Origin of the sequence: Cupriavidus sp. BIS7 (assembly GCF_000292345.1) — a bacterium.
GTDB lineage: Bacteria > Pseudomonadota > Gammaproteobacteria > Burkholderiales > Burkholderiaceae > Cupriavidus.
Genome location: NZ_ALOU01000019.1, coordinates 101,482 through 124,564, shown reverse-complemented (window position 1 = coordinate 124,564; position 23,083 = coordinate 101,482). Strand labels below are relative to the sequence as shown.

At 64.5% G+C, this 23,083-nt stretch carries 23 protein-coding genes and 1 tRNA gene; 15 read left to right on the top strand and 9 right to left on the bottom strand.

Annotated elements, in window-relative coordinates; genetic code table 11:
- Nucleotides 1–16 precede the first annotated feature (16 nt).
- From narJ to B552_RS0107015, 9 genes are all read left to right on the top strand, one after another.
- Complete coding sequence (gene narJ / locus B552_RS0107055) at nucleotides 17–676, top strand: nitrate reductase molybdenum cofactor assembly chaperone (protein ID WP_019448300.1); 660 nt, start codon at nucleotides 17–19, stop codon at nucleotides 674–676.
- A 37-nt stretch (nucleotides 677–713) separates the two neighbouring features.
- Nucleotides 714–1,397, top strand: a complete 684-nt coding sequence (gene narI, locus B552_RS0107050; protein WP_019448299.1) for a respiratory nitrate reductase subunit gamma — start codon at nucleotides 714–716, stop codon at nucleotides 1,395–1,397.
- 12 nt (nucleotides 1,398–1,409) lie between these two features.
- Complete coding sequence (locus B552_RS0107045) at nucleotides 1,410–2,150, top strand: carbonic anhydrase (protein WP_019448298.1); 741 nt, start codon at nucleotides 1,410–1,412, stop codon at nucleotides 2,148–2,150.
- Between the two features lie 31 nt (nucleotides 2,151–2,181).
- The gene (locus B552_RS0107040; RefSeq protein ID WP_019448297.1) at nucleotides 2,182–2,541 is read left to right on the top strand and encodes a cytochrome c; all 360 of its coding nucleotides are present in this window, start codon (nucleotides 2,182–2,184) and stop codon (nucleotides 2,539–2,541) included.
- Entirely contained in the window at nucleotides 2,541–3,713 is a 1,173-nt protein-coding gene (locus tag B552_RS0107035) for a cytochrome D1 domain-containing protein (protein ID WP_019448296.1), read from the top strand. The genes B552_RS0107040 and B552_RS0107035 overlap by 1 nt, the downstream gene beginning before the upstream one ends.
- Before the next feature lie 2 nt (nucleotides 3,714–3,715).
- Nucleotides 3,716–4,165, top strand: coding sequence for an AsnC family transcriptional regulator (locus B552_RS29020; protein ID WP_019448295.1), 450 nt, complete (start codon nucleotides 3,716–3,718; stop codon nucleotides 4,163–4,165).
- Entirely contained in the window at nucleotides 4,162–4,653 is a 492-nt protein-coding gene (locus B552_RS29015) for an Lrp/AsnC family transcriptional regulator (protein ID WP_019448294.1), read from the top strand. Before B552_RS29020 ends, B552_RS29015 begins: the two co-directional genes overlap by 4 nt.
- Nucleotides 4,654–4,655: 2 nt before the next feature.
- Entirely contained in the window at nucleotides 4,656–5,618 is a 963-nt protein-coding gene (locus B552_RS0107020; RefSeq protein WP_019448293.1) for a radical SAM protein, read from the top strand.
- A gap of 119 nt (nucleotides 5,619–5,737) precedes the next feature.
- Nucleotides 5,738–6,928 carry a nitronate monooxygenase family protein gene (locus B552_RS0107015; protein ID WP_019448292.1) on the top strand — a complete coding sequence of 397 codons (1,191 nt, stop codon included), beginning with the start codon at nucleotides 5,738–5,740 and terminating at the stop codon, nucleotides 6,926–6,928.
- A 3-nt stretch (nucleotides 6,929–6,931) separates the two neighbouring features.
- On the opposite strand, the gene B552_RS0107010 is transcribed toward B552_RS0107015, so the two are convergent.
- Both B552_RS0107010 and B552_RS0107005 read right to left on the bottom strand, forming a co-directional pair.
- Nucleotides 6,932–8,266 carry a hypothetical protein gene (locus B552_RS0107010; RefSeq protein ID WP_019448291.1) on the bottom strand — a complete coding sequence of 445 codons (1,335 nt, stop codon included), beginning with the start codon at nucleotides 8,264–8,266 and terminating at the stop codon, nucleotides 6,932–6,934.
- Between the two features lie 30 nt (nucleotides 8,267–8,296).
- The gene (locus B552_RS0107005; protein ID WP_019448290.1) at nucleotides 8,297–8,737 is read right to left on the bottom strand and encodes a hemerythrin domain-containing protein; all 441 of its coding nucleotides are present in this window, start codon (nucleotides 8,735–8,737) and stop codon (nucleotides 8,297–8,299) included.
- Nucleotides 8,738–8,970: 233 nt separating this feature from the next.
- On the opposite strand from B552_RS0107005, the gene B552_RS0107000 reads away from it, so the two are divergent.
- Entirely contained in the window at nucleotides 8,971–10,986 is a 2,016-nt protein-coding gene (locus B552_RS0107000; protein WP_083860249.1) for a type IV pili methyl-accepting chemotaxis transducer N-terminal domain-containing protein, read from the top strand.
- Nucleotides 10,983–11,666: a response regulator gene (locus B552_RS0106995; RefSeq protein WP_019448288.1), complete on the top strand. Its 684-nt coding sequence runs from the start codon at nucleotides 10,983–10,985 to the stop codon at nucleotides 11,664–11,666. Before B552_RS0107000 ends, B552_RS0106995 begins: the two co-directional genes overlap by 4 nt.
- A 233-nt stretch (nucleotides 11,667–11,899) precedes the next feature.
- Here the strand turns inward: B552_RS0106995 and rpiA are convergent, their stop codons facing one another.
- Entirely contained in the window at nucleotides 11,900–12,586 is a 687-nt protein-coding gene (rpiA, locus tag B552_RS0106990; protein ID WP_019448287.1) for a ribose-5-phosphate isomerase RpiA, read from the bottom strand.
- 120 nt (nucleotides 12,587–12,706) lie between these two features.
- Here rpiA and tal point away from each other — a divergent pair, with 120 nt between their 5' ends.
- Nucleotides 12,707–13,663: a transaldolase gene (tal, locus tag B552_RS0106985; protein WP_019448286.1), complete on the top strand. Its 957-nt coding sequence runs from the start codon at nucleotides 12,707–12,709 to the stop codon at nucleotides 13,661–13,663.
- A gap of 57 nt (nucleotides 13,664–13,720) precedes the next feature.
- Here tal and B552_RS0106980 read toward each other — a convergent pair whose 3' ends face one another.
- Genes B552_RS0106980 through rnr form a run of 3 tightly spaced genes read right to left on the bottom strand, consistent with a single transcriptional unit; the run spans nucleotide 13,721 to nucleotide 17,878 of the window.
- Complete coding sequence (locus B552_RS0106980) at nucleotides 13,721–14,458, bottom strand: NAD-dependent deacylase (RefSeq protein ID WP_019448285.1); 738 nt, start codon at nucleotides 14,456–14,458, stop codon at nucleotides 13,721–13,723.
- A gap of 2 nt (nucleotides 14,459–14,460) precedes the next feature.
- Nucleotides 14,461–15,204 carry a 23S rRNA (guanosine(2251)-2'-O)-methyltransferase RlmB gene (gene rlmB, locus B552_RS0106975; RefSeq protein ID WP_026035405.1) on the bottom strand — a complete coding sequence of 248 codons (744 nt, stop codon included), beginning with the start codon at nucleotides 15,202–15,204 and terminating at the stop codon, nucleotides 14,461–14,463.
- Nucleotides 15,205–15,247: 43 nt separating this feature from the next.
- On the bottom strand, nucleotides 15,248–17,878 hold the full coding sequence (gene rnr, locus B552_RS0106970; RefSeq protein ID WP_019448283.1) for a ribonuclease R: 2,631 nt from the start codon (nucleotides 17,876–17,878) through the stop codon (nucleotides 15,248–15,250).
- Between the two features lie 69 nt (nucleotides 17,879–17,947).
- On the opposite strand from rnr, the gene B552_RS0106965 reads away from it, so the two are divergent.
- From B552_RS0106965 to B552_RS0106955, 3 genes are all read left to right on the top strand, one after another.
- A tRNA-Leu gene (locus B552_RS0106965) sits at nucleotides 17,948–18,034 on the top strand.
- Nucleotides 18,035–18,451: 417 nt separating this feature from the next.
- Nucleotides 18,452–18,886 (top strand): Rrf2 family transcriptional regulator, encoded by a 435-nt coding sequence (locus B552_RS0106960; protein WP_019448282.1) that lies wholly within the window; start codon nucleotides 18,452–18,454, stop codon nucleotides 18,884–18,886.
- A 64-nt stretch (nucleotides 18,887–18,950) separates the two neighbouring features.
- Nucleotides 18,951–19,562, top strand: coding sequence for an NAD(P)-dependent oxidoreductase (locus B552_RS0106955; RefSeq protein ID WP_019448281.1), 612 nt, complete (start codon nucleotides 18,951–18,953; stop codon nucleotides 19,560–19,562).
- Nucleotides 19,563–19,637: 75 nt separating this feature from the next.
- On the opposite strand, the gene B552_RS0106950 is transcribed toward B552_RS0106955, so the two are convergent.
- The 3 genes from B552_RS0106950 to B552_RS0106940 form a co-directional block, all read right to left on the bottom strand.
- A complete protein-coding gene (locus B552_RS0106950; RefSeq protein ID WP_019448280.1) occupies nucleotides 19,638–20,207 on the bottom strand; it encodes a phosphoribosyltransferase in 570 nt (189 codons plus the stop codon).
- 132 nt (nucleotides 20,208–20,339) lie between these two features.
- Nucleotides 20,340–21,683, bottom strand: a complete 1,344-nt coding sequence (locus B552_RS0106945; RefSeq protein WP_019448279.1) for an adenylosuccinate synthase — start codon at nucleotides 21,681–21,683, stop codon at nucleotides 20,340–20,342.
- A gap of 180 nt (nucleotides 21,684–21,863) precedes the next feature.
- Nucleotides 21,864–23,015 carry an ATP phosphoribosyltransferase regulatory subunit gene (locus B552_RS0106940; protein WP_019448278.1) on the bottom strand — a complete coding sequence of 384 codons (1,152 nt, stop codon included), beginning with the start codon at nucleotides 23,013–23,015 and terminating at the stop codon, nucleotides 21,864–21,866.
- Between the last annotated feature and the right edge of the window lie 68 nt (nucleotides 23,016–23,083).

Here is a 23,083-nt window from a genome sequence, read left to right as displayed (position 1 = left end):
TGGAAGGAACACGATCATGCCGATTCACCAAGTACTGAGCACCCTGCTCTGCTATCCCGAGCAGGAATGGATAGACCGCCTTGTCGATATCGACTGGGCACTGGCCGAATGGCCGCAGGCGCGCGACATGCTGGCACCGCTGGTTACCCAGCTGCGCAGCCAGCCGCTGATCACGCTGCAGGAAAACTACGTCGCCACGTTCGATCGCAACCCGGCCCATTCGCTGCACCTGTTCGAGCACGTGCACGGCGAGAGCCGCGACCGCGGCCAGGCCATGGTCGACCTGATCGACGAGTACCGCCGCGATGGCTTCGAGCCGCTGGACACCGAACTGCCCGACTACGTGCCGCTGTTCCTGGAGTACCTCGGTGCGCTGGCGCTGGACGGCAAGGAAGCGCGCTCCGAGCAGTTGCTAGGCGATGCGATTCACGTGTTGGCCGCCATCGGAGGCCGTCTGGCGCGCAGTGAAAGCCCTTATGCGGCGGTCTTCACGGTGCTCCAGACGCTTACCGACGTGCAGCCGGTGATGCAGATGGACCCACCCGTGCGCGACATGGATGAAGCGCTGGAGACCTTCGGGCCGGGGGCCGATGGCGTGGAGCCGCTGCTGGGTAACAAGCCCGCCATCGACGTGATCACGTTCCACAAGCGCGCTGCGTCGCACCCTCGCCCGTGACCCGGTCACGCACGAAAACCCAACCAGAGCCACTACCATGAACCTGGTCCACCAGTTCCTCTTCGGGATCTACCCGTACATTGCCGCGGCAATCTTCCTGTTCGGCAGCCTGGCGCGCTTCGAGCGCGAGCAGTACACGTGGAAATCGGACAGCTCGCAGGTGCTGCATCGCGGCAACCTGCGCACGGGCAACATCCTGTTCCACGTCGGCATCCTCGGCCTGTTCTTCGGCCACCTCGCAGGCCTGCTCACGCCGGTGGCGGTGTGGGATGCGCTCGGCGTTTCGCACAGCTTCAAGCAGGCCGTGGCGATGATCGCCGGCGGCGTAATGGGCACGATGTGCCTGACCGGCCTGCTGATCCTGCTGCATCGGCGCCTTACGAACGCACGTGTGTCGGCTGTCACGCGCACGGGCGACAAGGTGCTGCTGCTGTGGTTGCTGGTCACGCTGCTGCTTGGCCTGTCGACGATCTTCGAATCAGCCGGCCATATGGACGGCCACATGATGGTGCAGTTGATGACCTGGGCCCAGCATATCGTCACGCTGCGTGGCGATGCGGCCAGCTACGTAGCCGATGCCCCGCTGGTCTTCAAGGCGCACCTGTTCATGGGCATCTCGCTGTTCGCGATCTTCCCGTTCACGCGACTGGTGCACGTATGGAGCGGCTTTGCGTCGGTGACTTACCTGGGCCGCGCATGGCAGCTTGTCCGTAGCCGGTAGGACGGCATCGGCATGCACGAGATCGAACGTCTGCTCAAGGGCTTCGAACGGTTCCAGCGGCGCTATTTCGAGGCCAAGCCCGAGCTTTTCGATGCCCTGCGCACTGGCCAGCATCCACAGACACTGCTGATCGGATGCAGCGATTCGCGCGTGGACCCGGGGCTGCTGCTCGGCTGCGACCCCGGCGAGCTGTTCACCGTGCGCAACGTCGCCAACCTCGTGCCGCCGTATGGCGACGGCGGCAGCGGCCGGCTTCACGGGGTGTCGGCCGCGATCCAGTTCGCCGTGGAGCAACTGCGTGTCGCACGCATCATCGTCATGGGGCACGCCGGTTGCGGCGGCATACGCGCGCTGCTGGCCCGCCCCGACGACAGCACCACGGACGGCGCGCAGGACTTCATCGGCCCATGGGTCCGCATTGCCAGCCCGGCACGGCGCCTGGTGGAGCAGAGCCTGCCCGAGGCCGACCCCGCCGAACGCCAGCGCGCCTGCGAACAGGCCGCCATCCTTGTTTCGATACGCAACCTGGAGAGCTTTCCGTTCGTGCGCCAGGCGTGCGAACGCGGAGCGCTGACTCTGCATGGCTGGTACTTCGATCTTCAAGCGGGGGCGCTGCTGGCCTACTCACCAAGGGCCGACGACTTCCTGCCGCTCGTCTGCCCGCTTGGCCCAAACGTCCGTCCCCTGCACGACAGGTCGAATCGGCCCGGCGTTGACAGCGATCAAGCCGATGCGATGGCTTCTTCACCATGATGTCGGCATTTTCCCAACTCGCTGGCGACCCATGTCTACCACGCGCTGGATCTGCGTCCCGCTGCTTTCCTGGCTAGCCGCCACGGCCATTGCCGCCGAGACCCCGGCATCGGCACCATCACCGGCACCTGCACGTCAGGCCGAACTGGTCCGGCTGCTGCGCGACGATTGTGGCGCCTGCCATGGCATGACATTGCAGGGGGGACTGGGCTCGCCGCTGACATCGGCCGCGCTGGCCGACAAGCCGCGCGACGGCCTTGTCGCCACTGTGCTCCAGGGACGGCCCGGAACAGCCATGCCGCCCTGGCAACCCTTCATGACACAGGACGAAGCACGATGGCTGATCGAAAGACTCCAGTCCGGGCATCTACCGGGCACACCCAAACCATGATGCGCCGCGCCGCCCTTCCGTTGGTGCTGTTGCTGGGCACGGTACTGGCCGGTTGCACTGGCGCTGTGCGCGGCACCGGCGACCTGGGCGTGGTGGTGGAACGCGCCACGGGCAGCATCCAGGTGGTTGAGACCACGGGCATGTCCCGGCTCGCCACCATCGACGGTCTTGGCGACCTGTCGCACGCGAGCGTGGTGTTTGCGCGCGACGGCCGATACGCCTACGTATTCGGGCGCGATGGCGGACTATCGCGCGTGGACCTGTTGCGCGCCACGGTGACCCATCGCGTCATCCAGGCTGGCAACAGCATTGGCGGCGCCATCAGCCAGGATGGCCGCGTGGTGGCCGCGCAGAACTATGATCCCGGCGGCATCCGGCTCTTTGACGCGGCCACGCTCGAACCGCTGGCCGACATTCCGGCGATAACGCGCGACGGCCAACGTTCGAAGGTAGTCGGCCTGGCCGACCTGCCCGGCCAGCGCCTGGCCGCAAGCCTGTTCGATGCCGGCGAGATCTGGATCATCGACATCGCCGATCCCCGCAAGCCCGAGGTCACCCGGCTACCCGCAGGCCGCCAGCCCTATGACGCGCTCGTGACGCCAGATGGCCGCTGGTATCTGGCGGGATTGTTCGGCGAGGACGGCCTGGCATTGGTCGACCTGTGGCAGACGCCACCCGCATCGCAACGGGTCCTGTCGGGCTATGGGCGGGGTACGGCGCCGCTGCCCGTCTACAAAATGCCACACCTGCGCGGCTGGGCCATGGCGCAAGGCAAGGCATGGCTGCCCGCGATCGGGCGTCACGAAGTCCTGATTGCCGACACGGCCAATGCATGGCGCGAAACCGGCCGTGTGGAAGTAGCCGGCCAGCCAGTATTCGTGATGGCACGGCCGGACGGACGGCAGGTCTGGGTCAACTTCGCCTTTCCGAACAATGACACCGTGCAGGTCATCGATACCGCCAAAAGGCAGGTCGTACGCACACTCAAGCCATGCCGCGGCGTGCTGCACATGGAGTTCACCCCCAAGGGCGAGGCCGTGTGGCTGTCGTGCCGTGACGACAATCGCGTGATGGTCTATGACACGGCCAGCTTCGAGCCGCTGGCCACGCTGCCCGCCGACCATCCAAGCGGCATCTTCTTTACCTCGCGTGCCCAGCGCTTCGGGATGTGACCATGACGCTCGATGATCTGGACCGGCGCATCATCGATACCCTGCAGCGTGGCTTGCCATTGACGCCGCGCCCTTATGCCGACGCCGCGCTGGCACTGGGCACCGACGAGTCCACGCTGCTGGCCAGACTCCAGGCGCTGCTCAACGCCGGCGTATTGACGCGTTTCGGCCCGCTGTTCCAGGTCGAGCGCATCGGCGGGCAGTTCATGCTCTGCGCCTGCCACGCGCCCACCGATCGCCTGGAAGCGGTGATCGAGGCCATCAATGCCTTCCCCGAAGTCGCCCACAACTATCTGCGCACGCATCATCTGAACCTGTGGTTCGTGTTGGCCGTGGCGCACGCTGACGACGTCGGCCCCACCCTGCAACGCATCGAAGCCGCCGCCGCTGTGGAAGTCCTCTCATTCCCGAAGGAGCGCGAGTACTTCGTCCATCTTCACCTGCCGACATGACCCACGACTCGCTCGATCTCGCACTGATTCGCGCCACGCAGCATGGGTTGCCGCTCGTGCCTGCGCCGTACGCCGCAGTCGGGGCATCGCTCGGTATCGACGAGCGCGAAGTCATTGCACGGCTGCAGGTGATGCAGGGCAACGGCACGCTACGCCGCATCGGCGCGGTGCCCAATCACTATGCGCTGGGCTGGCGCGCCAACGGCATGACGGTCTGGGACGTAGACGACCAGTGCATCGACGTGCTTGGCGAACGTATCGGCGCGCTGCCGTTTGTCAGCCACTGCTATCGCCGAACCCGGCGCCCGCCGGCCTGGCCTTACAACCTGTTTGCGATGGTCCACGCGCGCACGCGCGACGAGGCGCAAGCGCTCGTCGCGCAGATTGCCGCATTGCTGGGCGATGCCTGCCGAAGCAGCGACGTACTCTGGTCGACACGCATCCTGAAGAAAACGGGTCTTCGACTGTCCCCCGGGAAAGGCGCCTGATCATGTTCCGTGTATCCCGCTTCATGGAGGCGCTGCGCGACGGCACGCCGATCCCACCCGCGCCACGCAAGCGCCGCGGCCAAGCCGGGCCCGCCGTGATATGGCATCCGTGCCAGGACGCACCGACGCCGCCTGCGCGTGGCAGCGAACTCGATACGCACGAAGCCCTGTCCCTGCTCGACCAGCTCCATGCCACCCACGTGCGGTCGCTGATCCTGTCCGGAAACGAGCCGATGACGCGCCCCGACTTCTTCCGGATCGTCGCGCGCGCACGCGAACTGGGCTTGCGCGTAGCGCTTTCGACAGATGGCAGCCGCCTGACCGCCATGAGCGCGCTCAAGCTGGCGGCCTATCGCGTTGACTACGTCGGCATTCAGATCGAAGGCCTGCAACCCACGCACAATCACATCCGGCGCTCGCGCCATGCGTATCAGCGGGCGTTGCGCGGACTCGGCGCCGCACGCAACGCCGGACTGCAGGTGGGCATGCACATGGCCCTGAATACGCTCAATGCCGCGGAACTGCCAGCCATCGCGGCCCTGGCGGAGAGCGAAAACGTGGACAGGTTTCACCTGACGCAAGCCCCGCCGGCAGACTGCCCGCAAGGTGGGGTGCCCTGCAATGCGCCGCAACAGATGACGCTGGCCGCTCTGGAATGGCTGTTCGACCATGTCTGGAAGCGGGCCCAGAAAGGCGACGCAGGCAACTTCGTTACCAGCCGGCACGCAGCGGACCGCGTCTATCTGCTGTACTGGATGATCACGCGCATGCCGAACCGGCTGCCGGAGCTGCGCGAACGGATTGATCGCAGTGCGGCCACGAAACACGCTGGCGTTCTCAATATCGACCCATTCGGCAACGTGCGCACCGACACCACTGGCTTGCGTGAAGCGCTCGGCAATGTCCGAGAGCAGCGCTTTTCTGATATCGCAGATATTGCGGCGAGACATCCGCGGCGCTCATAGTCCACTGGACCTATGCCGATCGCACACTGCCTTACGGACATTGATGTACAACAAACGTGTTGCAGACAGCATGTGCCACGCTTGCCCGTCACGACTTACGCGTACGAGGTAAAACCAACATGACAGAGCATTGGCTGACGCTGGCAGGCCGGCGGTTGCTGCCGATCGTGCAGGGCGGCATGGGTATCGGCATATCGGCACACAGGCTTGCGGGCACCGTGGCCGCGCAGAACGGCGTCGGAACCATCGCCAGCATCGACCTGCGGCACCACCATCCAGATTTGATGGCAGAGACCGCCGGCACGCGCGACAAGGCGCGCATCGAGGCTTCCAACCTGGTGGCGCTCGATCGGGAAATCCGTTCGGCACGGCAGATCTCGGAGGGGCGCGGCCTGATTGCCGTGAACGTGATGAAAGCGGTCGGCTCGCATGCACAACTCGTGCGGCAAGCCTGCGAAAGCGGTGCCGACGCCATCGTCATGGGAGCCGGCCTGCCGCTCGACCTGCCGGAACTGGCGGCCGATCACCCCAAGGTTGCGTTGATTCCGATCCTGTCGGAGTCACGCGGCATTGGGCTGGTGCTGCGCCGATGGATGAAGAAGGGGCGGCTGCCGGACGCCATCGTGGTCGAGCATCCGGCCCATGCGGGCGGCCATCTTGGAGCATCGACGATAGAAGATCTTGGCGATGGCCGCTTCTCGTTCGAGCGCGTGCTGGACGAATGCCGCGAGTTGTTCCGGACGCTTGGCCTGGCGTGGGGCAGCATTCCGCTGATCCTGGCCGGCGGCATGAACAGCCACACGAAGATACGGCATTGGCTGGACAAGGGCGCCGCGGCGGTGCAGGTTGGCACGGCGTTCGCCGTGACCGAGGAATGCGATGCGCACCCGGCGTTCAAGCAGGTACTGGCCACGGCGCCAGCCGAATCGCTGCGCGAGTTCACCAGCGTGGCCGGCTTGCCCGCACGCGCCGTGCTGACACCATGGCTGGCAAAGTACCTGTCGGCGGAAAGCCGCTTGCAGCGCCGTGCAAAGACGCGCGACTGCCTGGAAGGGTTCGACTGCCTGCAGGCTTGCGGCCTGCGTGATGGTGTTTCGCGTATCGGCCAGTTCTGTATCGACCTGAAGCTTGCACAGGCAGTACGTGGCGATGTGGAACGCGGCCTGTTCTTCCGGGGCAAGGGTTCGCTGCCGTTCGGCGAAGCCATCCGCCCCGTGGCCGACCTGATGCACTATCTGATGACCGGTGAGAAGCCGGACAACCTGGCTGCCGGCACGACCAGCAATGTCGGCAACCTCATCACAACCTGATCGCTAACCGCGCGGAGCCTCGTGCTCCGCCACTGCCGCCGCCACGCGTGGCGGCAGTCCGCCCTGTTTGCGCATCGCGCGCATGCAACGCAGGGCGCTCAGCAACTGCACCCCCAGCCAGCCGTTTGCAACGGCAAATAGCACACCGGCAACGCTTGCAAGCAACGCCGGAGCGACGGGCAGTGCAAGCAGCAACCCGAAGGACGCGAGCACCAGCCATCCCTGCTGTTTCTGCTTCTCTGGCGAGATGATGACCTGCATCGCCGGTACGCGTGCACGCGGCGGCAGCAGGCGGCGCAGATGGAGCCAGACGAGGAACGGCACGATCTTGCCGAGCATCGCATTCACGGGCAGCACGCCACCGCCAACCAGCGCGAGCACACCGATCCACCACTGCAGCACGGCAGGCACGCCGTTTGGCGCCAGCACTTCAATGGCTGCCAACAATGCGGCCGTCAGCAGGCTGGCCGCCGCCACGGGCCACAGCAGCCACTGCGGATCATGACGACGCCGTGCGCGCAGCGTCGCCGCCAGCGCGTATGCGCCGACCAGCATGGCAAACAACAGCCATGGCAGCAGCGCAAAGCGGGCTGCCTTGCCATCAGGCTGTTCGACCATGACGATGCTGAAGGCCAGCAGCAATCCCCAATGCCCGAGCGGCAGACAGCGTTCAAGCCACGCCGGAAGGCGCTCCGCCTGCCAGAACATCGGCAACACGGTAGTAGCAACGCCCGTCACCAGTGCGGCCAGCCATCCGCCAAGGCCCCATGCCACGTGCAGCGCCAGCACCTGATGCGGCGCCACCGTCCAAAGCCCCCCAAATAACCCGGCCAACGTTGCGCCGCCGAGTGCCGTGACGATCAGCGGTGCGCCGATCCACGCGAGCGTACGCGTGGTGGCATCGACGGCCGCCACGCGTACGCCAGCCGAAAGCAGCAGAATGCCCGCCAGCGTCAGGAACGTACCGCCCAGTGCGGCGGCCCATCGGAATGGTGTCGGCCCCGCACCCAGGAAGCCCGCCGCGAGTGCCACTGCAGTGCCCGCACCGGCAGCGGCAACGAACGGCGAAATGCGCCCGGCGAAAGGCACGGACACCCCGGCCACAACCGGCATCATCTGGAATAGCGCGCCGAGCATGACCGGCAACAGCATCCCCAGCGCCAGCACATGCACGGCCGCCAGCGCCAGCGGCGCAAAGCGGTCAGGCAGTGCTTCGGCCGGCCCCAGGGCCAGCAGCAATCCCGCGGCGGCGCCCAGCCAAGGCGCCGGCATCAGGCAGCCAAAAACCAGGCCGGGACGCGGCGCACGTGCGTAATCGAGATTGACCGCTTTCACCATGATGCTTCGTGAAGGAGTTCAGGTTCCGGCTCAGGTCGCGGCCCCCGGGCTTGCATCGGCCAGCAGGGCGTCAAGCCCCCTCACCTGCGCCTGGCACATCGGGAACAGCACATTCTCTTCCTTCACGTTGTGCTGCTGCAGAAGCACGACCAGCGTATCGAGTTCGGCCGCCAATGCGCTGATGTCCTGCAGTTCCAGCCATTCACGCGCGTTGTCCAGCAACCCGCGCACCTCGTCATGTTCATGCCGCATTACGGCGGTGGGACCATTGCTGAAGCCCATTGCCTGCTCGAATGCCGGAAACAGGCGCTGTTCCTCGGTATTGAAGTTGCCCTGCAGGGCCGCTTCAAGGCACGCAAACGCGGCGGCTGCGGCGTTCCAGTCCTTGGCACGCACGCTGGCTTCAACCTGCTCGATCGCGCTGTCGCAATCACGGTGCTGGCGCACAAGGGTTTCGATGGTTCTGGACATTTCGGTTCTCCGATTCTGAAGATTCGTACCGAAACGATGCTAGGACCATGTCGACCGCATGGATTTGATCGGAAATAAATCTCGCAGAAATACGACGCGCCCCTCCGGGTAAATTCTCTTCTAGCGGTTTCTTGATCTGAAGCAGATGTGCCATACCCGCCTCCGGGCACAATTCCCGGCAAGGTCGCCCGTCTCCCGCCACATTGGCTTTCTGGCGGACTGGCCTTGTCCCCATGTCCGCCCCAACTACACAAGAAACCCCCTCCCCGCTGCCGGACAACGGCCACGTGCCGGAAACCGTCCGGCTGACGCCGCTGCGCTACCGGCTGTCCACGCGCATCATCCTGCTTTCGTTCGCCGCGTTGCTGGTGGTGCTGGGGATGATTTCCGGCACGCTCTACCTGTCCTGGAAGCTCGAAGGCGCCGGGGCGGCAATCAACGACGCCGGGAGCCTGCGCATGCGCGCGAACCGGATCGCCATCGAACTCTCGCTGGCCCGGGACGGCAAACCCAACGACCTCGCCGCGCAAGTTGCGGCGCTCGATGCCACGCTTGCACAGTTGCGCCGCGGCAATCCGGCGCGCCCGCTGTTCCTGCCGGAAGAGCCCGCCATCCGTGCCAAGCTCGATCAAGTGGTGGCCGACTGGCAGCAACGGCTGAAACCATTGGCCGTCGCCTCACCCGGTAGCGCCGGCCCTGCCGCGTACATCGAAGCGTTACCCAGCTTCGTCTATCAGGCCGACAGCCTGGTGAAACTGATCGAACAAGACAATGCACGCAAGACAGACCTGCTGCGTCTGTCACAAGCGAGCCTTGCCATCATTGCGTGCTTCGGCACGGTGGCCGTGATCTGCTTGCTCTATCTGTGGATCATCCTGCCGGTCCTGCGGCTGCAGGATGGCCTGCAGCGCATGGCCGCCCGCGAGTTCTCGCTGCGCCTGCCAGTGGCCACGCGCGACGAATTCGGCACACTCAACGCAGGTTTCAATCGCATGGCCGGCGAACTGCAGGAGCTGTATCAGGACCTGGCAGCGCGCGTGGCCAGCAAGACCACGGAACTGGCGCGCCAGAACCGGGATCTCGAAGCGCTCTATGACGTGACCGCATTCCTGAACCGCACGAGCGATGCCGAGACAATGGCGCGCGGCTTCCTCGATCGCGTGATGCGCCAGTTCGATGCCGAAGGCGGCTCGGTACGAGTGATTGATACACAACACAAAAAGCTTCACCGGCTTGTATCAATAGGAATATCGGACGAGATGGCTGACAGCATCCGCTGCACCACGGTCAGTGCCTGCCATTGCGGCATGGCCACCGAAGCGGGCGTCATCGCAATCACCGATCTGCGCCGGGCCGGAAGACAGTCCACCGATTCTCAGGAATCCCCGTGCGGCCGCGAGGGCTTCCGGGCCATGGCTGCCTTCAGCCTGAACACGCCTCGCGGCACGCTCGGCTCGTTCACGCTGCATTTCCGTGAACCACACGAACTGCCACCGTCCGACCGGCAACTGCTGGAAGCGCTTGCCCGGCATCTCGGCACTGCGCTGGAGCACCTGAGCCTTGCAGCGAGTGCGCGGCAGCTTGCCGTTGTCGAGGAGCGCAACCTGGTGGCGCAGGGCCTGCACGACAGCATCGCGCAAGGCCTGAATTTCCTGAATCTCCAGGTACAACTGCTGGGCGATGCCGTCGAGCGCAACGACGTGGCCGAGACACGCGAGATCGTGCCGCTGCTGCGCCACGGTGTTGAAGAGAGCTACCAGGATGTTCGTGAACTGCTGCACAACTTCCGCTCGCGGCTGACCACCGGCGACATGCGGCCGGCCGTGGAGGACACGGTCGAACGTTTCCGCCGCCAGTGCCGCACCAAGGCCTCGCTGACCATCGACGATCACGGACTTCCGCTGCAGCCGGAACAGCAGCTACAGGTGCTGTTCATCCTGCAGGAAGCGCTTTCCAACGTGCGCAAGCATGCGATGGCCGAGCATGTGGCGATATCACTGACGCACGGGCGCGACTTCCGGCTCGTGGTACAGGACGACGGCGAAGGCTTCGATCCGGCTGAATCGGATGAGTCGGACGCCGCGCATATCGGCCTGCACATCATGCGCGAGCGCGCCACGCGGCTCGGCGCCCAACTGTCGATCGACACCAGCCCTGGCGCTGGCGTCCGGATCGAACTGACATTGCCGCGCGGCGAATCAGCGCCAAACACCACCGCGCCGCTCGCGGCACAGGAGCTTTCCTCATGACCATCCGTATCCTGCTGATCGACGATCACACGCTGTTCCGCTCGGGCGTCCGCGCGCTGCTACAGAAGCAGGGCGACTTCGAAGTTGTCGACGAGGCCGCCGACGGCGTGGAAGGTATCAAGCGCGCCAAGCAGCATCGACCGGACGTGATCCTGCTGGACTTGAACATGCCGGGGCTGTCCGGACTGGAGGCACTGCAACTGCTGGTGGAGGATCTGCCGGACAGTGCAGTAATCGTGCTGACCGTGTCCGAGGAAGGCGAGGAGCTGGCAGCCGCCTTGCGCAGCGGCGCACGCGGCTATCTGCTCAAGAACATCGAGACCGAAGCGCTGACAACCGCCATCCGGCGCGCAGCGGCCGGTGAGCCGGTGATTTCAGAGACGATGACCGCCAAGCTCGTCCAGCAATTCCAGGCGCCCTCGGCACCCTCCGCGCCCTCCGCAACCTCAGGGCCCGCTGCCGCTCCGCTACAGCGCAGCGAAGGCGCACCGCTGACCGCGCGAGAGCGCGATATCGTGCAGGGGCTGGTGCGAGGGGACAGCAACAAGATGATCGCGCGCGACCTGGGTGTGGCGGAAAGCACGGTCAAGATTCACGTGCAGAACATCCTCAAGAAGCTCAATCTCGCCAGCCGCGTGCAGGTGGCCGTCTATGCCGTAGAGCACGGCATGACCGCCTAAGAGGCCGCTTCAGAATGATTCTGGCGTCGTTGCGCGGCCTTGGCCGGTCCACTTGTACTGTCTGCGGCCGCACCCTTGCAGGGCGCGCATGCGCTGGCAAGCGCATGCCGTTACGCAGGCGGCTCGCTTGCGAGCCGAAATCCCTGCTTCACCCTAGCCAGAACTGCTTCGCTTCATTCTGAAACGGCCTCCAAAAGCCCCGGGCGCGGCCCGGAGCCCTTCTGGCACTCAGTTCAGTAATCCGAGCGCTGCACGCCCTGCTCGGTACCTAGCAGCAGCACATTCGCGCCGCGCAGCGCAAACAGGCCAACCGTTACCACGCCGGGCAACTGGTTGATACGCTGCTCCAGGTCACGCGGGTTGTCGATCTGCAGGCCGGCAACATCGAGAATCACATTGCCGTTGTCAGTCTTGTAGATGCCGCCTTCCTTCGTCATGCGCAGGCGCGGTTGGCCGCCAAGCGCCGCCAGGCTTCGCGCCACGGCTGCGCGTGCCATCGGGATCACCTCCACCGGCAGCGGGAACTTGCCCATCGTCGGCACCAGCTTGCTGCCGTCGGCGATGCAGACGAAGCAGTCCGCCACCGAGGCGACGATCTTCTCGCGCGTCAGCGCGCCGCCGCCGCCCTTGATCATCGCGCCGGAGTTGTCAATCTCGTCGGCGCCATCCACGTAGACCGGGATGCTGTCGACTTCATTGAGGTCCAGCACCTTGAAGCCATGCTGCTGCAGGCGGCGCGTGGAGGCCTCGGAACTAGAGACGGCGCCGGAGAAGCGTTCCTTGAACGCCGCCACGGCGTCAATGAAGAGATTGGCGGTGGAGCCCGTGCCTACGCCGAGTACGGCACCTTCGGGCACTTCCTGCTTCACATAATCGGCGGCCGCTTGCGCGACCAGCGCCTTGAGTTCATCCTGAGTCATGACAACAGCCAGAAAAGCGTTGGAGAAAACGCGTAGTGTAGCGGATTGGAACCGCTTCACTGGCGTTTACGCCGCGCACTGCGCCGTTACAATGCCTTCTCCATCCGACGGAACCAGATCATGAACGAGCTTGAACAACTGAGGCAGTTCACCACGGTAGTGGCCGACACCGGCGACTTCCAGTTGATGAAGCAATACAAGCCGCAGGACGCGACCACCAATCCGTCGCTGATCCTCAAGGCCGTGCAGAAACCGGAGTACCGCCCGCTGCTGGAACAGGCCGTACGCGACCATCACGGCGAATCGGGCCTTGACGGCGTCATGGACCAGTTGCTGATCGCCTTCGGCTGCGAAATCCTGGCCATTGTGCCGGGCCGCGTGTCGACCGAGGTCGACGCACGCCTGTCGTTCAACACCCAGGCCACCGTAGACAAGGCACGCCACCTGATTGACCTCTACGAGCGGCGCGGCGTGGCGCGCGAGCGCGTGCTGATCAAGATTGCCTCCACCTGGGAAGGGATTCGCGCCGCCGAGATCCTGCAGCGCGAGGGCATCCGCTGCAATATGACACTGCTGTTCTCGCTGGCGCAGGCGGTGGCATGTGCCGAGGCCGGTGCGCAGCTTATTTCTCCGTTCGTTGGCCGCATTCTCGACTGGTACAAGAAACAGGCCGGCGAGAAGTGGGACCCGGTGGCAAACGGCGGCGACAACGATCCCGGCGTACGCTCGGTGCGCCAGATCTACGACTACTACAAGAAATTCGGCTACACGACGGAAGTCATGGGCGCCAGCTTCCGCAGCACGGGCCAGATCCTGTCGCTGGCCGGCTGCGACCTGCTGACGATCAGCCCCGATCTGCTCGAGCAACTTGCCGTCGGCACGACCACGATCGAACACAAGCTATCCGTGGAAGAAGCTCAGGCCGGCAATGTTGCACGCATCACCGCCGACGAAGCATCGTTCCGCTGGCAGCTCAATGAGGATGCGATGGCTACCGAGAAGCTCTCGGAAGGTATCCGCCTGTTCGCGGCGGATGCGGTAAAGCTTGAGAAGCTGGTCGGCGAACTGGCCGGTTGAGCGTACTGTGTTGCTCCCTCTCCCGCCTGCGGGAGAGGGGAGAAAACCATCAGGCGTTCAAGCCCCTTCCTGCTGCCACAGCATAGGCAGGCATTCTCCCGCCGGCGCGGACAGCACCAGATCCGCCGTTTCATCCAGCGCAGACGGCTGCGTATTCACGACGATCACCCGGGCGCCGATCTCCTTCGCCACACCCGGCAGCGCCGCAGCCGGATAGACCAGTCCCGACGTTCCCACAACGAGACACAGATCGCAGGTCTCGGCCGCATGATCGGCGCGAAAGCGCGCCACGCGTGGCAGATCCTCGCCAAACCACACCACGCCGGGACGCATCATCGCGCCACACAGCGCGCAATGGGGCGGATCGCCGGGAATTGGCGGCACGGTATCGCAGCGGCCGCAGCCGTCGAGCCATTTGTTGGCAAACAGGTTGCCGTGCAGTTCCACCACGTGCTCGCTGCCCGCGTGCTGATGCAGGCCGTCGATATTCTGCGTAACGAGCGTGATCGACTTCTGCCGGGCAAGCGCCGCCAGCGCATAGTGCGCCGGATTCGGCTGCGCCGCCGACACCAGTTCGCGCCGATGCTGATACCACTGCCACACGAGCGCCGGCTGGCGCCGGTACGCTTCCTCGGTGGCCAGCTCTTCGGGATCGAAGCGCGCCCAGAGGCCGGTCAGCGCGTCACGGAACGTTGGAACGCCCGATTCGGCGGAAATCCCCGCCCCGGTCAGCACGAAGATCTGGCGCGCGTCTGCGATCCAGCCACGCGCCAAAGACAGGGCGGCATTTTCCATGGTCAGCGCGGCAGCCGGCGCTGGCGCACCGCTTCGTACAGGCACACACCGCTGGCCACCGATACGTTCAGGCTTTCCACCCCGCCAGCCATCGGAATGGCTACCAGCTCGTCGCAAGTTTCGCGCGTCAGGCGGCGCATGCCCTCGCCTTCCGCGCCCATGACGATGGCGGTCGGCCCCTTCAGGTCGATGTCATACAGCGCCTTCTCAGTGCCGTCGGCAGTGCCGATCACCCAGACGCCCCGCTCCTGCAGTTCACGCAGCGTGCGGGCAAGGTTGGTCACGGTGATGTATGGCACGGTCTCGGCCGCGCCGCTGGCAACCTTCGCCACGGTGGCATTGAGCCCCACGCTACGGTCCTTCGGCGCGATCACCGCATGGGCACCCGCGCCGTCGGCCACACGCAGGCAGGCGCCGAGGTTGTGCGGATCAGTGACGCCATCAAGCACGAGCAGCAGCGGCGTGCCTTCGATGCCATCGAGGAGTTCGTCGAGATTGAGCGCGAGAGAAACGTCTTCGGCACGTGCCACCACACCCTGGTGGCGATCGGTGCCAGCCATGCCGCGCAGGCGCTCGGCATCCACCGGATGCAGCGTCACGCCAAGACTTTCCGCCAGGCGGATGAAGTCCTGCATGCGCCGGTCCTTGCGGTTCGCTTCAATGTAGATATCGGACACGCTCTGCGCGTTCTGGCGCAGGCGTGCGTTGACGGCGTGAAAGCCGATCAGGAGTTTGTGTTTGGCCATGGCGCGCATTGTACTCGCCATGGCCAACTTCAAACGCGCCGGCTTAACGCTTGCGTGCCGGGCGCGCGCTCTTGCCGGCCGGCTTCGCCGCCCGCTTGCCCGCCGACTGCTTGGCGGCCTTCAGGTGCGAGGGCTTCGGTTTGGCCGCATGCTTGGCAGGCTTGCCGGTTGGCGACTTCTTCGCCGGGGCGCGGCCATGCGGCGCATGACCGACATGGGCTTCGCGCGGCTTGACCGGCGTGATGACCGCTTCGAACACCGGTTGCTCTTCGATCACGCGGTCAAGCGTCTCGTCGAACGATTCCTCGGGTTTCGACGTGCCACCGAGCAGCGCCGCGAGCTGGCGGCCCTTCTTGCGCGCCGGCACCGCGTGGGCGGCAGGCACGTGCGGCTGTTCGCCAACGCCCGCGCGGGCGCGCAGCGTCTTGGCCGACGGCTCCTGCACCAGGCGGAAGTCGATCTTCCGGGCATCGAGGTCGACGCGCGAGACCTGCACACGCACGCGATCGGTCAGCCTGTAGCGGATGCCGGTGCGCTCGCCACGCAGTTCGTTGCGCGCCTCGTCGTACTGGAAGTAGTCGCTGCCGAGCTCGGTCACATGGACAAGGCCTTCCACGTACAACTCATCGAGCTGCACGAAGATACCGAACGACGTCACGGCACTGATTGTCCCCGCGTAGTCGCTGCCAAGCTTGTCGCGCATGAAATAGCACTTGAGCCAGGCCTCGACATCGCGCGACGCCTCGTCGGCGCGGCGCTCGTTGGCCGAGCAATGCAGCCCCAGTTCATCCCAGACGCCTTCATTGCGCTTGGCACGCGCGGCAACGTTCTCGGCGCGCTTCGCGGCATCGGCGGCCTGCATACGGCGCGCCTTCGGCGAGATCTGCGTGTTGAGCTCGGTGCCCTGGATAAAGGCCGGCTGGTACTTCTTGTGTGCCAGGATCGCCTTGATCGAACGGTGCACGAGCAGGTCGGGATAGCGCCGGATCGGGCTCGTGAAGTGCGCGTAGGCCTCGTAAGACAGGCCGAAGTGGCCGATGTTGTCCGGACTGTAGACCGCCTGCTGCATCGAGCGCAGCAGCATCGTCTGCAGCATCGGCGCATCGGGCCGCGACTTGATCTTGTCCATGACCTCGGCATAGTCGGACGCCTGCGGCTTGTCACCGCCGCCGAGCGAAAGACCCGCGGTCTTGAGGAACTCGCGCAGGTTCTTGAGCTTTTCTTCGCTCGGGCCCGCGTGGATACGGTACAGCGCCGGATGCTTGAAGCGCTCGAGGAAATCGGCCGCGCAGACGTTGGCCGTCAGCATGCATTCCTCGATCAGGCGGTGGGCGTCGTTACGCGTGCGCGGCAGGATCTGCTCGATCTTGCCCTGCGCATTGCACACGATGTAGGTCTCGGTGGTATCGAAGTCGATCGCACCGCGCGCACGACGGGCCTTCAGCAGGACCTGGAACAGCTCATACAGGTTCTGCAGGTGCGGCACCAGCTCCGCGCGCTTGTGGGCTTCGGGGCCCTTGGTGTTCGACAGGACGGACCAGACCTCGTTGTAGGTCAGGCGCGCGGACGAGTGCATCACGGCCGGGTAGAACTGGTATGCCTTGAGTTCGCCCTTGGCCGTGATCACTGCATCGCAGACCATGCACAGGCGGTCTACGTTGGGGTTCAGCGAGCACAGGCCGTTCGACAGCTTCTCCGGCAGCATCGGAATCACGCGGCGCGGGAAGTAGACCGACGTGGCGCGGTCGAGCGCATCGGCATCAAGTGGCGTGCCGGGACGCACATAGTGCGATACGTCGGCAATCGCCACGACCAGTCGCCAGCCCTTGGTGCGGCCAAGCTTGACCGGCTCGCAATAGACGGCATCGTCGAAGTCGCGCGCATCCTCACCGTCGATGGTGACCAGCGGAACATCGCGCAGGTCGATGCGATGATCGAGATCGGCCTGGCGCACCTCGTCGGGCAGCGCCTGGGCTTCCTTCGCGGCCGCAGGGGAAAACTGGTGCGGCACGCCATACTTGCGCACGGCGATCTCGATCTCCATGCCGGGATCGTCAATGTCGCCAAGCACCTCGATCACGCGGCCCACTGGCTGCACATAGCGATCGGGCCATTCGATCAGCTCTACGCTGACCACCTGCCCCACACGTGCCTTGCCTTGCGCCTTCGGCGGAATCAGGATGTCCTGGCCGATGCGCTTGTCCTCCGGCGCCACCACAAGCACGCCGTTCTCCGACAGCAGGCGGCCAATCACGTAGCGATTGGCGCGCTCGACGATCTCGACGATCTGCCCTTCCGGACGGCCGCGGCGATCGTAGCCAACCACGCGCACCTGCGCGCGATCGTTGTGCATCGCCTTCTGAAGCTCGCGCTCGGGCAGGAAGATGTCGTCCTCGCCGTCGTCGCGGATCAGGAAACCGAAGCCGTCACGATGGCCCTGCACGCGGCCAATCACGAAATTGGGTTGATGGGCCAGCTCGTAGCGGCCCTTGCGATTGAGTTCAATCTGGCCGTCGCGCTCCATGGCGGCAAGCCGTTTCTGAAAACCGTCATGCTCCTTGCGCGTGACGGCCAGGGCCTTGGCGATATCGCCGGCCGACAGGGGCGACCCCGATGTTCTCAGTACGCCGAGGATTTCTTCCCGGCTGGGGATCGGATAGTTGTTCTGATTCAATTTTTCTCGAAACTATTTGACAAACGTTTTACGGTCGCTATAATGGCCGCTTCGGTTGTTTCGACACCTGCCCAGGTGGCGGAATTGGTAGACGCACTAGGTTCAGGTCCTAGCGGTGGCAACACTGTGGAGGTTCGAGTCCTCTTCTGGGCACCATACCCTGAAAGGCCCGCAAATTGCGGGCCTTTCGCATTTCTTAGCCCAGGAAGAAAAGTCCTTGAGGACTTTTCGCGAGGACGAGAACAGGCCGCGCTTGCAAGCGCAGCCCGGGGTCGCGCCTGGGTGACCGAGTCCTCTCCTGGGCACCAAGATTCAGCAACGAACCCGCAACGCAAGTTGCGGGTTTTTTGTTTTTGCGTCGCTGAATCCTTCAAATCTCGTTCCTCTCTGCCTTGTTGATTCTCTACGGCTCACTCAAAGCCGTGGATGAGTGTATCAGTTTCAGTGCCGATTCCGGCATTATCTCGCCACCTTCGTGGCATCCATCACGAAAAACTCGCGGCCGTCAGCTCAACTCCCCGCTTGACGTGCCGGCCATCTGTAACTACCATAGTTTCACATTGAGATTTCCGCATGAGCACGAGTAGCCGATTCGCCGTCGCCGTTCACATCCTCACCCTGCTCGCGCAGGCCGAGGGCCCTGTGCCGTCGTCGATGATTGCAGGCAGCGTGGGTACCAATCCCGCACTGATCCGGCGCATGATCGGCGCCTTGACCGAAGCCGGCTTCGTCACCACGACGATGGGCAGCACGGGCGGTGCGATGTTGGCGCGGCCTGCCAGCCAGATCACGCTGCTTGAGGTATTCCGCACCACGGAGACCACGGCACTGATCACCCTGCACCAGAGCGCGCCAAATCCGGCCTGCCTGGTTGGTCGCGAGATCACGGGCGCCCTGCGGACGGTTGCCGATCGCGCGCAAGCGGCCATGGACGCCACACTCGCGGAAATCACGATTGCCAGCATGCTCGGCGAAGTCGAGCATGCCGCCCGGCGCCGCAAGCGCTGAATTTTTTTACCCTGATATGTAACCACACCGGTTTCATATCGATTTCGACACAAAGGATACGACCATGAAGATCGCCATCATCGGTGCCACCGGCAATGTAGGCACCCGCCTGACCGAGGAAGCACTGCGCCGCGGACATAGCGTCACCGCACTCGCGCGCCAGGCCTCCAGACTGCAGACCCGTGACGGCGTCACCACACGTGATGTGGATGTCGCTGACGCCAAGGCACTGGCCGACGCGCTGCGCGGCAACGATGTTGTCATCAGCACCGTCCGCTTCCTGCAGACAACGGCCACCCAGATCGCAGATGCGGTCAAGGCAGCGCAGATCAAGCGCCTGCTGGTGGTGGGCGGCGCCGGCAGTCTTTACGTGGCGCCCGGCGTGCAGCTCGTGGATACCCCCGAGTTTCCGGATCTCTACAAGGCCGAAGCGTCTGCTGGCCGCGATTTCCTGAACGCACTGCAGCGCGAATCGCAGCTTGACTGGGAATTCCTGTCGCCGTCGGCACTGTTCACGCCGGGCGATCGGACCGGCAAATTCCGCCTTGGCAAGGACGATCTGCTCGTCGATGCGAACGGCAAGAGCTGGATCTCGATGGAGGACTATGCGATTGCGATGCTCGATGAAGTCGAGCGGCCGATGCATGTCCGGGAGCGGTTTACGGTCGGCTATTGATTCGCCTGACATTGACTCGCCTGACGGCGATCTCCCCTCTCTCATTTGCGAGAGAGGGGACACAAGCAGGCAGGCTTAAGCTGCCGAATCGTCTTCCGGCAGGCCGGCGCGCTTGCCGCGCTTGAGCCAGGCTGCCAGGTTGTGGGGGCGCAGCGTGTCGTACTCTTCGAACGGCTGGTGAATCCAGGGATTCGACGGCAGGAACGTCACGTGGTAATCAGGCTTCACCTTCGAGCAAGCCTTGTACCAGAGCACGGCCGACCGCACATCGGTCACCGCGGGGTAACGCTCCTTCAGGTGGCGCCCCACTCGCTCAAGCGTGACGCCCGAATCGACGAGGTCGTCCACCAGCAGGATCTTGCCGGACAGCTCGCCGCGCGTCATCGTGATGTATTGCGCGATATCGAGATCACCCTGCTGCGTGCCCGCGGCCTCGCGGTACGAGCTGGTAGCCAGGATCGCCAGCGGCACATCGAAAATACGCGACATCTGGTCGCCCACACGCAGGCCGCCACGCGCCAGGCACAGGATCTTGTCGAATTTCCAGCCCGACTCATGCACGTTCATCGCCAGGCGTGCAATCAGGCGGTGATATTCGTCCCACGAGACCCAAAGGTTCTCGTCATCATTGGTTGGCAGGTTCATGGCGTCTTTTCTTTTCTCTGGGTCAGTGACCAATAGATAAAGCATCGGCCCGCATGTCGCGGGCCGAAGGCTTGTCGTGAGGCCGCGGCGCTCATGGCACCACGGTCATGCTCACTGGGTACTACAGACAAATCAGGCGATCTGGTACGGATGGCGCAACAGAATCGTCTCGTCACGGTCCGGACCGGTCGAGACCATGTCGATCGGAATGCCGACCACTTCCTCGATTCGCTTCAGGTAGACACGCGCCGCTTCCGGCAGTGCATCCCAGGTCTTCACGCCGAACGTCGATTCATTCCAGCCCGGGAACTCCTCGTAGATCGGCTTGCAGGCCGCCACGGCATCCGAGCCGCGCGGAAGGATGTCCACGCGCTTGCCGTCCAGTTCATAGCCGACGCACAGGTTGATCGTTTCGAGGCCATCCAGCACGTCGAGCTTGGTCATGCACAGGCCCGACACACCATTGATCTGCACCGAACGCTTCAGCGCGGCGGCATCAAGCCAGCCAGTACGGCGCGGACGGCCGGTCACGGAGCCGAACTCCTTGCCGACGTTAGCCAGACGCACGCCAACCGCGTCCTGACGGGCCGGGTTGTCGTTGTCGTACAGTTCGCTCGGGAACGGACCCGAACCTACGCGCGTGCAGTACGCCTTGGTGATGCCAAGGATGTAGTTCAGGCGGCCCGGGCCAACGCCCGCACCCGCTGCGGCGGCACCAGCCACGCAGTTGCTCGAGGTCACGTACGGATAGGTGCCGTGATCGACGTCGAGCAGCGTGCCTTGCGCACCTTCGAACATCAGATTGCCACCCGATGCATTCACCGCGTACAGCTCGGCCGACACATCGGCCACCATCGGCTTCAGACGCGGCGCGTAGGCCAGCATCTCGTCGAGGATCTGCTGGTAGTCCACGGCTTCGGCGCCGAGGTACTGGGTCAGCATGAAGTTGTGGAATTCAACGTTCTCGCGCAGGCGTTCGGCGAAATGCTCGGGATCGAACAGGTCCTGCACGCGCAGCGCACGGCGCGCAACCTTGTCTTCGTAAGCGGGACCGATACCGCGACCCGTGGTGCCGATCTTGGCGGCGCCGCGGCGGGCCTCACGTGCCTTGTCGATGGCTACGTGGTACGGCAGGATCAGCGTGGTGGCTTCCGAAATGCGCAGGCGGTTCTGCACCTGCAGGCCGGCAGCCTCGAGTTCCTCGATCTCCCGGAACAGCGCCTCGGGCGACAGCACCACACCATTGCCGATATAGCAGACGGTGCTCTCGCGCATGATCCCCGACGGAATCAGTCGCAGGATGGTCTTCTTGCCGCCGATGATAAGCGTGTGGCCGGCGTTGTGGCCGCCCTGGAACCGCACCACGCCTTTTGCATGATCGGTAAGCCAATCGACGATTTTCCCTTTGCCTTCGTCACCCCACTGGGTTCCGATCACGACGACATTGCGTCCCTGGCCTACTGCGGATGCGGACATGTTGAATTGGTCAGAAGGTTAAAAACGTATTCTACTCTCGTTGCCGGACGGTTCCCGGTTTTCGGGCACCCGTATGACAGACGTTTGTTGCCCCTTCCGGGCGATCACAGACCACCACGGGCATCAAACGCCATTTGAGAGCACGGATAGCGGCCGACACAAACTGCCGGCCGGGTATTTTCAGCGAGGCACAACCGCCCAGGTATCGCCCTGACGCTGCAGTTGGCGGTCGCAATTGAACTCGTCGAGATCGCGCGCATGGCCGGGGAGCGACTGGATGACGATCTCGCCCTTGGCGCGCAGCGCGACAATGGCCGAGCGCAGCGCAGGATCGGCGTCCCAAGGCGCGAAGATGGCATGGGCGCGCACCTCCACCGGCGACAGCGCGGCCACCTCGCGCAGGTCCAGCGAGAAGCCGGTAGCAGGACGGGCGCGCCCGAAGGCTTCGCCCACCTTGTCGTAACGGCCGCCGCGCGCCACGTAGTTGGGCAAACCAGAAACATAGGCCGTGAACATCACGCCGCTGTGATAGTGGTAACCGCGCAAATCGGAAAGGTCGATATTCACGCTTGCGCCGCTCACCTGTGCGGCCAGCGCGGCCAACTCGTCCAGCGCACGGCCGATGGCCGGGCTGGCCGGCAGCGTGGCGCGCGCGCGTTCGATCACCTCGACACCGCCGTAGAGCGTGGGCAGTGCCAGCAGCGCATCACGTTCGGTCTCGGGCAGGCCGCGGGTCAGCTCGCGCAAGGCCGGCACGTCCTTGGTCTCCAGCGCGGCAAACATCGCATCCTCGATATCGCGCACCGACGGCAACGCCGCGAGCAGCGCCTCCAGGATTCCCGCGTGGCACAGGTCCAGACGGATATCGGCGAGCCCGGCCGCCTGAAGCGCGGCCAGCATCAGTTCCTGGATCTCCACATCGGCTTCCAGGCCAGCATGGCCATAGATTTCCGCACCGATCTGGATGGGCTCGCGCGTGGCGTGGAAACCGGCCGGGCGCGCGTGGAGCACGTTCCCCGCGTAGCACAGACGTGTCACGCCGGGGCGATTCAGCAAGTGGGCATCGATACGCGCCACCTGCGGCGTAATGTCCGCGCGCAGGCCCATCGTACGGCCCGAAAGCTGATCCACCAGCTTCAGCGTACGCAGATCCAGGTCATGGCCGGTACCGGTCAGCAGCGACTCCAGGTACTCGAGCATCGGGGGCATGACCAGCTCATAGCCATAGGTGCGGAACAGGTCCAGCATGCGGCGGCGCAGTTCTTCAATCTTGCGCGCTTCCGACGGCAGGACGTCGGCAATGTTTTCGGGCAGGAGCCAGCGGTTGGACATGGGGAATCTCTTCTATCAAAAACAGGGGCCGGAGCGGTTCGCGCCCTCCAGCCGGACAAAACCCCGGA